A 9,295-nucleotide genomic window follows, 5' to 3' on the forward strand; every position below is an offset into this window, starting at 1 on the left:
GCCTCCCGGCGGGTCACACACCCGACACAATGACACTCACCGAAACCGAACTCAAGGAACGACTGGCGACCGTAGAGGACCCGCTGAACGACGACGACATCGTCTCGATGGGACTTATCAACGACGTGTCCATCGAGGGCGAGACCGCCGAAATCTCGCTGGCGTTCAACACGCCCTACGCGCCGACGGAGTTGGACATCGGCAACGAGATCCGCGACGTCGTCGAGGAGGCGGGACTGGACCACGACCTTCGGGCCCGCGCCGGCGAGGAGCAGGGCTTCGACGAGGAGATCCTGCCCGGCGTCCGCAACGTCATCGCCGTCGCCTCCGGCAAGGGCGGCGTCGGCAAGACCACCGTCGCCGCCAACCTCGCAGCCGGTCTGAACGACCTCGGCGCCCGGGTCGGCATCCTCGATGCGGACGTCCACGGCCCGAACGTGCCACGTATCCTGCCGACCGAGAACGAACCCGGCGTGACGCCGAACGAGGAAATCGTCCCGCCGCGCTCGGACGGCGTGATGGTCATGAGCGCCGACCACATGATGCCCGACGGCGACGAACCCGCCGTCCTCCGGGGGCCGATGGTCAACAACGTGATGATGAAGTTCATCAACGAGGTCGAGTGGGGACGGCTCGACTACCTCGTCGTCGACCTGCCGCCGGGGACCGGCGACGCCTCGCTGAACCTCGTCCAGACGCTCCCGCTCGCTGGCGTCGTCATCGTCACGACGCCACAGGAGATGGCCGTCACGGACGCCCGGAAGGGCCTGCGCCTCTTCGAGAAACACGACGCGCCCGTCCTCGGCGTCGTCGAGAACATGAGCGCGTTCCACTGTCCGAACTGCGAGGACACCCACCGCGTGTTCGGCACCGAGGGGGGCGCGGAGATTCGCGACGACTACGACGTGCCCCTGTTGGCCGAACTGCCGGTCCACCCCGATTTCGACAGCGAGGACCACGACGGCCCGACCGTTCGCGATGACGACAGCCCCGTACAGGGGGACCTACAGGACCTCGTGGATTCGGTCGCCGACCGGGTCGGCGAGGTGAACCGCCGGAAGGTCGCCGAAGCGACGGATGAGGACGACGGCGAGCGGGTGCCGGTCGAAGAAGCCAGGTGACCGACCCGACGGCTGGAGGGTGGGGTTCCGCTTCGCCCCACGCCGAAGCCAGACGTTCGTAGCGTGGGGGCCGAACCGGCATCACCGGGTAGATGGGTTGGTGGATGCAGGGTATTTAGCGACAGGGAGTTATTTTCGCCGGAGAGACGCGCTGAATAGCTTCGAGAGGCGCGGCGTTATTGGCTCACATGAAGACATTTACGTGCCGGCTTGGACTCGTAGCTATGCAGAGAAGAGGATATCTTCGCGCAGTCGGAGGGTGTGTCGGCGCCATGTCGGTGTCCGGGTGTGCGGAGAGTCTCCCCGGTGGCAATCAAGGCCCCGAATATCCGGGTGGAACGCTGGTCGTCGAAAACACGGGTGATTCCCCTGTGCGGGTCTCGGTGGAAACGAAACTAGAGCGGTACGACGCCGCAGTCGATACCGACGTACCCGGTGGGGAGCGGCTCGTTCGTCGCGAGTTCGTTACCGCTAATCAGGGTGAAATCGTGACTCTTGTGGCTCGACTCGGCGAGACCGGGGACCGAATCCGATTCCAGTTCCTCCCCGCAGGCGGAGAAGAGTCCCCGCCAGAAGTCGCCCAACTCACGTTCGAGAACGCTGTCGAGGCGAGTGCGACCTGGACCGCGACAAGCGGGACATAGACCGTCGTAGGTTTCTGGACTGGGTGATATCGGCCCCAAAACAGCCGTTTAGGTCCGACCGTTCTACGCTATGGCAATCGTCGCGCCGACGAGGAATGCGACGGCCGCGAGCGCGAGAAGAGCGGCCGAAACCCGGTTGCTCGTCGGCGGTTCTCGTTCGAACGTGTCCCATTCGAGCAGCACTCCGAGTCCGATACCGATGGCAGCACACCCACCAACGAACCCGAGGACCGACCAGAGCGAAAGGCCGCTTTGGACGACTGCACCTGCTGATTCAAACGCGAGCAAGACTCCCGTGAGTAACGGCGCTGCACCGACCGCCTTCTTGGAGGGCATACAACCGATATTTCAGGTGCATAGAGTATAACGATTATCATCAGAGCACCGTATCAAGCAGGCACCCAGATACAGGGCGTTTATAAACCGACCTTCAGTTCCGAACGCCAGGGGCCACCGCGAGTGTGGCGTGGTACCACTACTTTTATTGGAATCACCCGTGCGCTTTCCGTTGCGTATGACGAAAGCACTCAAAGCAAGCGGGTTTTTGGGGTTAGCAACGATGATGGCTGTTGGGTTACACCAATTCGTCATCTTGTCAGGTGGAAGCGCGGTTCCAGGATGGATGATTGGGGGCCATGCCCATCTTGGCGTCCTCTCGATTCTGGCACTCGTGATGGGGTTTGCCGTCCCCGCCGTAGGCGTTACTGGCACCCTCCGTACCGCCGTTACCGTCCTGTTTATCGCCGGCCAATGGGGAATCCCGGGAATCGTCTGGCTCGGTGAAGGCTTCGGGCTGATGTTCCTGATGCCGACCGGCTTCCTGTGGGGTGGCGCACTCATCGTCTCGATGCTCATCATGCTGTACGCGACGCTCACTCAAGACGCAGCCACGAGCGGAACCGGACCGGCCGGTATGGCACCAACTGACGACTGACGCACCACTCCGTTATTTTCCGGTTTTATCCGTAGGCGGGCGCGCTGTCGCGGTTCGTTCAGGTCTGTCGCGCTGCGACCATCAATAGCGAATCCGTCAATGTAGGCTTCTCACTAATCGGTGAGAACGGCGGTATCAGATTTGTAATTGTGGATATAGCGTAGCATCGCTTTTGGCACCCAAATATGTCAATAAATTTTTAGAAATGTTCTATAGTGAATTTTTATTATAATCCTCTGCCAATGTATAGCGAACATGGGGGAGAGACACAAGAATGGGGAACAATTCATCGGAGGGCGTATGGATAAATCACTAAATTAGGTACTACAAAGATGAAGCAAAACGAAATACAAACGCGACGTGGAGTACTAAAGACAATCAGTACAGGTGTGGTGGGGGGACTCGCCCTCACGGGAGGGGCTTCGGCTCAGGCCAACGGTGGTCTGCAACGCGAACTTGCTGAAGTCCGTGCGGCAACCGCCCAGTATAACGACCCCGAGAACGCCTTGGCAGACGGCTACCTCCCCGAGGAAGAGGCTGTTTGTGGCATGGGGTATCACTACCCCCATGAAGACTTCGTCTCGGCGATGCAATCTGAGGACCCTGCAAAAATCGCAGCGTACCTGAACTCCCTTGACCGCACGGAGCCGCCCGTTCTCGCCTATGGTGAGGGCGATGACGGCCTTGTCCTCGGAGCAGTCGAATATCTTACGTTGGACGACGAAGAGGACCTCTTCACCTCGACCGAAGAGGACCACTGGCACCCGTTCTTCGGCCCGCTGTACGCAATGCACGCTTGGGTACACAACCATAACCCGGAGGGCGTTTTCCACCCGATTAACCCACGCCCTCAGTTCTCAAAACCCGAGTGGTGCGATGATGGAGGTGGAGAACACTAATCAGCGCCGAGAACGGTAGTCTTGACTATGTTCTTTCGTCAGCGGTCAATACGCAGAGTAACCTTACCAGCTAATCCGCCGAACCGGACGTGGAATCAACGCAAAGGACCGACGACATAGCGGAAGCCGCCCGAGCGACGCCATCAGGGTGGGGAAATCCGCGCCTCGACGTCCGTTTCGCCCGACTGCAGCAGCGACCACCCGAGGAACAGGAAGCCGGCGGCCACCGAGAGGCTCTGGACGGTGACGCCGACCAAAAGCGGCGAGAGCCCGGACTGGTGGAGCAGGCCGCCCAGCAGCGTCCCGAAGGTGATACAGCCGAGGCCCGCCGTCAGCGACCGAAGCGACCGGGACTGGGTCCGCCGGTAGGCACTGAATCCGAGCCACGTCACGAGGCTGCCGACGACGAGCGTCACCGTGTTCGCGCCGACGATGAGATACTGGAGGTTCATCGCCTCCCTCCGTCACATCGCGCCGGGAGCGGTTTCGAATGGGGCATATCCGAGACTACCACAGGCCGGTACTTGAACGGTAACGCGGCGTCTCAGCGCGTGGGAGAGGTGGCAGAGGCGGGGCAACGGGGGCAAATCCCAGTGAGTGGGATTCGCCACGGGATATGAACCGTTTCGATGGACAGCCTCGCGTATGGGGCTCGAAGCGGCGGTCACGGTGAACCGACCTCGGGACTGCCCGGTCGCGACGGCCTCGGCGGCGACCGACGCCACGGTCGGCGAGGTCGCCCGCAGTAGCGTGGCCGACGGCACCGTCGTCGAGGAATTCGAGGTGGCGGGCGAGGGGGACCCGCCGACGGACGCCCGTGAGGTGTTCGAGGACGACCGCTACACCGTCTATCGGTTCGAGCGCGACGCCGACCGGGCCTGTCCCTGCGAGCGCATCGAGACGTTCGGCTGTCCCGTCGCGGATATCAGCGCCGTCGACGGCCGGTTGCGCGTCGTCTTCCGGCCAGAGGACGTCGAAACGCTCCGGGACGTCGTGGCGTCGCTCCGGGAACGCTACGCCGAAGTGAATCTCGAACACCTCGTTCGCTCCGGGGCGTCGACGGCGGGCGAAACCGTCGTCGTCGACCGCGGACGACTGACCGACCGCCAGCGGGAGGTCATCGAAACCGCCTACGAGATGGGCTATTTCGACCATCCGAAGGGGGCGAACGCCGCGGAGGTCGCCGCCGCACTGGATATCAGTTCCGCGACGTTCCGCGGGCATCTGGCGGCCGCCCAGTCGAAACTGCTCGACGAGGTTCTGGACGGCTAATGGGACGGAGGGGGCAGCTACTCCGGCTTAAAAGTACAGGCCTATCTCAAGCCGTGGGACACGGATTCCCGCTTTATTCGTGTTGGGCGGCTACGACCGACTGTAATGAGAGATACCGACCGACGGACGTTCGTCAAGCTCGCCGGTGCGGCGGCCATCACGCCGGCCATCGCCGGCTGTAGCGGCGACAGCGGAAACGGCAATGGAAACGGCAACGGTGGCGGAAACGGGAACGGTGACACGCCGACACCCGGTGGCAACGGCGGTGGCGACGTGCCGCAGGAAATCGCCGACCACCTCGACGGCGCGAACCTCTACGAGGGCTCCGTCGAGGACCTCACCGGTCAGGACGAGGTAACCGTGAACGTCGGCGCCGGCGACGGGCTGGCCTTCGACCCGCCGGCGATTCGCATCTCTTCGAGTACGACCGTCGTCTGGGAGTGGACCGGCGCGGGCGGCAGCCACAACGTCGCCTCCGTCGAAGGCTCCGAAAGCGACTTCACTAGCGACTACTCCAACGAGGAAGGCTACACCTTCGAACAGTCCTTCGACAACACCGGCATCCAACTCTACGTCTGTGAACCCCACCAGACCCAGGGCATGAAAGGCGCCATCGAAGTCGTCGAATAATCGCAACACGCCCTGTTCTCACGGCATGAAGCCCGAATACCGATTCACCTGTACCGCGTGTAACGCGGACGTTACGGTCGTCGGGGAGTCCGTCCGCCGGAGCCTGCTTGAGGACGGCTGTCTCGTCTGTTCGGCCCCCGCATCGCCCGACGATTTCGAGCCGCGCGAGGCGACAATCGGGGAGCCGTAGTGCCCGACGCCGACCTCCCGGAACTGGACGGCGTCCGCCCTCGCGCGAGGACGGCCAGCGACGACCCTGCCGTCGAAGTACGGTTCGACAACGGCGCGAAAATCCGATATCGTGCCACGGACGACGGCATCCGCGAGGAGTGGTTCGACCCGGCAGCCGACGGCCCGGTTCAGTCACACGTTGTGACGAGTCCGGTTCCGCACGAGGGCAGTGGGACTCCATCCGACACCGACGGCCCGCCGGACACGCGGACGCTCTCGGACCGAGCCCTCTGTACCATCGGCTCCTATCTCGATTTCGACGGCCGAAAAGAAGCCGAGTTCGCGTGGGGCGAGGCCAACGTCGCCGCCCTCTGTGACGACGCGTAGCCCTATCGCTCGATGTCGAAGGTCGGCAACGGTTCGAGTTCTTCCGTCGGCGGGTCCCGAAGCAGGTCACGGGCGATGACGCGCTTGTGGACCTCGTCGGCGCCGTCGACGATGCGGAACGGCCGGACCGACTCGTAGAAGTCCGACAGCGGGAGGTCCTTGCCGATTCCGCTGCCGCCACAGGCCTGAACGGCCGTGTCGACGGCATCCTGTGCGATATCGGCGGTGAACACCTTCGCCATCGACACCTCGACGCGGGCCTGCTCGCCGGCCTCGATGCGGTCTGCGGCGTGTCGGACCATCGTCCGGGCCGCGTGCAGGCGGGTCGAGGCATCCGCTAACGCGAACCGCTGGGCCTGCTTTTCGGAGAGTTTCGACCCGAAACCCTCCCGTTCGGAGAGGTACGCCGAGGCGACGTCGAGAGCGCGTTCGGCGAGACCCGAAAAGCGGAGACAGTGAGTCAATCGGGCGGGTCCAAGCCGTTTCTGGGCGATGGCGAAGCCGTCACCCTGCGTTCCCAGCAGGTGTTCCTCGGGCACGCGAACGCCCTCGAACTTCACCTCGGCGTGGCTCTTGCCGGTCGGTCCGCCGCCCATATGCGGGATGTTCCGGACGACCTCGACGCCGGGCGCGTCGGCGTCGACGAGGAAGAGCGAACAGCCGTCGTAGGCCGAGGCGTCGGGGTCCGTCCGCGCGAGGACGATGAAGACGTCGGCTTCCACGCCCTGCGTCGTCCACCACTTGTGGGCGTCGATGACCCACTCGTCGCCATCCTTCTCGGCGCGACTGCGGAGCATCTTCGGGTCCGAGCCGGCACCCGGACTCGGTTCGGTCATCGCGAAGGCCGACTTGATGTCGCCGTCGACGAGCGGCCGGAGGTACTGCTCCTTCTGGAGGTCGGAGCCGGCCAACTCCAGCGTGTGCATGTTGCCCTCGTCGGGGGCGTCGACGCGAAGCGCTATGGGACCCAAAAGCGACCGGCCCGCGACCTCGAAAACCGGCAGTGATTCGCGGAAACTCAATCCGAGGCCGCCGTACTCCTCGGGAATCTGCGGCGCATAGACGCCGTACTCTCGGGCCTGCTCGCGGAGTTCGCGGACCGTACCGGCCGAGACGGTACCGCCCGATGCCAGCGACCGCTCTTTCGGGATGACCACCTCGTCGAGGAACTCCTGTGTCTTTTCGGCGACGATGCGCCCGGGTTCGGGGTCGTCGTACTCCATAGTGGATGATTGCCACACACCGAAAGAACCGCGGCGGTGAATCTCACGCCCTGAGACCGCGACGAACATGTTCGGAGGTGAAGCGAGAGGGTGGGCGGGTCTACTCCCGGTGTGCCGACGAAACACCACCTTCCCGACCTCGAAACCGAACCCCACGCCGAGGTGTTCCCCGGCGAGGAACCGAAGACCGTCCGCCTCTCGCTGGATGCGGGCGAGCAGGTCCCCAAGCACAGCCATCCCGACCGCAAAATCGTCTGCTATGTCATCTCGGGGACCGTCGAACTCACGCTGGGCGAGTCGACACACGGCCTCGATACGGGCGATATCGCCCGCTTCGACGGTGACCAGGACATCTCGCCGCGCGCGGTCACCGACGCGACGGTGCTGCTCGTTCTCGCGCCTCGGGACTGAAAGCCGGTTTTACTCGACGTAGACCCGGGTTACGTGGCCGCCGCAGCCACACTGCTGGATGTATTCCCAGTCGACATCCTCGTCGTACTCCTCGGCGAGCGCGTCATAGAGGAACTCCTCGGGGTGGCCGAGGTCGCCGTGGGTGACGAGGTTGACGTGGTTGCCCGGCGCCGTATGCTCGATGGCCACGATGCCGTCACGGACGGCGAGTTCGGGGTCGTCGGCGTACTGCGGCTTTTCGAGGTTCGCGGACCAGGAGTTGTCGTGGACGCGGTCGGTCACCGCTTCGGCGTCGTGGTCATGGTCGTGGGAATCGGTGGCCATGCGTAACTATAGGGCCTCCTCCGTGTTTAGTCAACGGGCGAGTCCCAGTACGTGGGAATCCGGTCGAGATGGGAAGGGCGGGCCGTCGGCGGCGGCCCCGTCAAAAGAGGGCGTTCGTATGGTCGAGGAAGAAAACGAGCAGCGAGAACCCGACGCTCACGCCCAGTTTCAGCAGCGAGGGGAGATTGATGGGCCACAGGTTCATCCGGTTGAGCTGGTGGAACATGGCCTGCATCGCGAGGATGTGGACCGCCTCGGTGAGTCCCTCGCCCTGCTGTTGTTTCTTCCAGTAGGCGTGTTCCTGCCGGTTGAACGCCATCTGCATGCGTTCGACCTTCCGGTCCCGGATATCGAGGAGGCGACGGCGGACGAGCGACGTGATGGTGATGGCGCCGAGCAGGACCACCGTCAACAGCACCAGATAGATGCCGGTCACTACCACCTGAAAATCGGTAAAGGGCGTGAACGTGACGCTGGAGACGATGACGAAGTCGATGGTGATGAGCAGGATGCTGTAACTGGCCATCGTGACGATGCCGTTGCCGATTTTCCGATAGCCGCCGACGCCATCGGGGTCCATCAGGTCGATGTCGATGATGAAGTTCCGGAGACCACGAACGACGATATAGAGGATGGCGGACACGGGCCCGAAGAAGGCCCCGTGTGCGGCGCCGACCCCGAAGTTCATCAGGCGGTACGGATACGCGGCGAAGACGTCGGTAACCGCCATGACGCCCAGCAGAAACGACCCGGAGATGACGGCGCCGACGAGAATCGACGCCGGATGGTACCCGAGAAACAGGACGTTCGTGAGTTCCGTGCGGATGGCCTCCGGGTCGGCATCGGTCGGGAGCGAAAGCGGGTCGGTGCGGTTCCGTCGAGCGATGCGGGCGAGTTCGTCGACGCTCTGCCACATCACGCCGTGGGACCACCGCAGAATCACGACCGTAGCGAGCAGGAGCACGATAGTGACGAAGAAGGGGTAGTTGTACGGGATGCCCGTCTCGGGAAAGCCGACGAGGGCGAGGTCCACTACCGCCGCGACGGCGATGAGAACCACACAGAGCCTGCTGAATGACCCGAACCGAGAATCGAGGACGACGTCCGGCGGATACCGATACGCTCGGTCAGTCACTATGGTCGGCATCCGGGCAAAGCGTAATAATAGTTGGTAGCGGACGCAGTGGCATCTCAGCAGTCCCCCCCGCCGTCGAACGAATCGACGGGGCGGACGGCCGGTCCCGACGCGGGGCGGAGTGCGAATATCTTCGCGAAAACC

Annotated in this window: 14 protein-coding genes; 9 read left to right on the forward strand and 5 right to left on the reverse strand. The window is 63.4% G+C overall.

Going from position 1 to position 9,295, the window contains the following annotated elements; genetic code table 11:
• The first annotated feature begins 29 nt into the window (after nt 1-29).
• Both HWV23_RS07980 and HWV23_RS07985 read left to right on the forward strand, forming a co-directional pair.
• On the forward strand, nt 30-1,121 hold the full coding sequence (locus tag HWV23_RS07980) for an Mrp/NBP35 family ATP-binding protein (RefSeq protein WP_178289886.1): 1,092 nt from the start codon (nt 30-32) through the stop codon (nt 1,119-1,121).
• A 224-nt stretch (nt 1,122-1,345) separates the two neighbouring features.
• Nucleotides 1,346-1,765, forward strand: coding sequence for a hypothetical protein (locus HWV23_RS07985; RefSeq protein ID WP_178289887.1), 420 nt, complete (start codon nt 1,346-1,348; stop codon nt 1,763-1,765).
• Between the two features lie 63 nt (nt 1,766-1,828).
• Here HWV23_RS07985 and HWV23_RS07990 read toward each other — a convergent pair whose 3' ends face one another.
• Nucleotides 1,829-2,101: a hypothetical protein gene (locus HWV23_RS07990; RefSeq protein WP_178289888.1), complete on the reverse strand. Its 273-nt coding sequence runs from the start codon at nt 2,099-2,101 to the stop codon at nt 1,829-1,831.
• A gap of 178 nt (nt 2,102-2,279) precedes the next feature.
• On the opposite strand from HWV23_RS07990, the gene HWV23_RS07995 reads away from it, so the two are divergent.
• Both HWV23_RS07995 and HWV23_RS08000 read left to right on the forward strand, forming a co-directional pair.
• On the forward strand, nt 2,280-2,699 hold the full coding sequence (locus HWV23_RS07995) for a DUF8059 family membrane protein (protein WP_484549437.1): 420 nt from the start codon (nt 2,280-2,282) through the stop codon (nt 2,697-2,699).
• A 332-nt stretch (nt 2,700-3,031) separates the two neighbouring features.
• The gene (locus tag HWV23_RS08000) at nt 3,032-3,598 is read left to right on the forward strand and encodes a hypothetical protein (RefSeq protein ID WP_178289889.1); all 567 of its coding nucleotides are present in this window, start codon (nt 3,032-3,034) and stop codon (nt 3,596-3,598) included.
• 143 nt (nt 3,599-3,741) lie between these two features.
• Here HWV23_RS08000 and HWV23_RS08005 read toward each other — a convergent pair whose 3' ends face one another.
• Nucleotides 3,742-4,050, reverse strand: a complete 309-nt coding sequence (locus HWV23_RS08005; protein ID WP_178289890.1) for a DUF7521 family protein — start codon at nt 4,048-4,050, stop codon at nt 3,742-3,744.
• Nucleotides 4,051-4,243: 193 nt separating this feature from the next.
• On the opposite strand from HWV23_RS08005, the gene HWV23_RS08010 reads away from it, so the two are divergent.
• From HWV23_RS08010 to HWV23_RS08025, 4 genes are all read left to right on the forward strand, one after another.
• Nucleotides 4,244-4,870 (forward strand): helix-turn-helix domain-containing protein, encoded by a 627-nt coding sequence (locus HWV23_RS08010; RefSeq protein WP_178289891.1) that lies wholly within the window; start codon nt 4,244-4,246, stop codon nt 4,868-4,870.
• A gap of 105 nt (nt 4,871-4,975) precedes the next feature.
• Nucleotides 4,976-5,500 carry a halocyanin domain-containing protein gene (locus HWV23_RS08015; RefSeq protein WP_178289892.1) on the forward strand — a complete coding sequence of 175 codons (525 nt, stop codon included), beginning with the start codon at nt 4,976-4,978 and terminating at the stop codon, nt 5,498-5,500.
• A 25-nt stretch (nt 5,501-5,525) separates the two neighbouring features.
• The gene (locus HWV23_RS08020; RefSeq protein WP_178289893.1) at nt 5,526-5,690 is read left to right on the forward strand and encodes a DUF7560 family zinc ribbon protein; all 165 of its coding nucleotides are present in this window, start codon (nt 5,526-5,528) and stop codon (nt 5,688-5,690) included.
• Entirely contained in the window at nt 5,690-6,058 is a 369-nt protein-coding gene (locus HWV23_RS08025) for a hypothetical protein (protein WP_178289894.1), read from the forward strand. The genes HWV23_RS08020 and HWV23_RS08025 overlap by 1 nt, the downstream gene beginning before the upstream one ends.
• A gap of 2 nt (nt 6,059-6,060) precedes the next feature.
• On the opposite strand, the gene HWV23_RS08030 is transcribed toward HWV23_RS08025, so the two are convergent.
• Nucleotides 6,061-7,281 carry an acyl-CoA dehydrogenase family protein gene (locus HWV23_RS08030; protein WP_178289895.1) on the reverse strand — a complete coding sequence of 407 codons (1,221 nt, stop codon included), beginning with the start codon at nt 7,279-7,281 and terminating at the stop codon, nt 6,061-6,063.
• 111 nt (nt 7,282-7,392) lie between these two features.
• On the opposite strand from HWV23_RS08030, the gene HWV23_RS08035 reads away from it, so the two are divergent.
• Nucleotides 7,393-7,692, forward strand: a complete 300-nt coding sequence (locus HWV23_RS08035; RefSeq protein WP_178289896.1) for a cupin domain-containing protein — start codon at nt 7,393-7,395, stop codon at nt 7,690-7,692.
• Nucleotides 7,693-7,701: 9 nt separating this feature from the next.
• On the opposite strand, the gene HWV23_RS08040 is transcribed toward HWV23_RS08035, so the two are convergent.
• Complete coding sequence (locus HWV23_RS08040; protein ID WP_178289897.1) at nt 7,702-8,016, reverse strand: CGCGG family putative rSAM-modified RiPP protein; 315 nt, start codon at nt 8,014-8,016, stop codon at nt 7,702-7,704.
• 100 nt (nt 8,017-8,116) lie between these two features.
• Entirely contained in the window at nt 8,117-9,151 is a 1,035-nt protein-coding gene (locus HWV23_RS08045; RefSeq protein ID WP_178289898.1) for a hypothetical protein, read from the reverse strand.
• Nucleotides 9,152-9,295: the final 144 nt, after the last annotated feature.

Origin of the sequence: Natronomonas halophila (assembly GCF_013391085.1) — an archaeon.
Lineage (GTDB): Archaea > Halobacteriota > Halobacteria > Halobacteriales > Haloarculaceae > Natronomonas > Natronomonas halophila.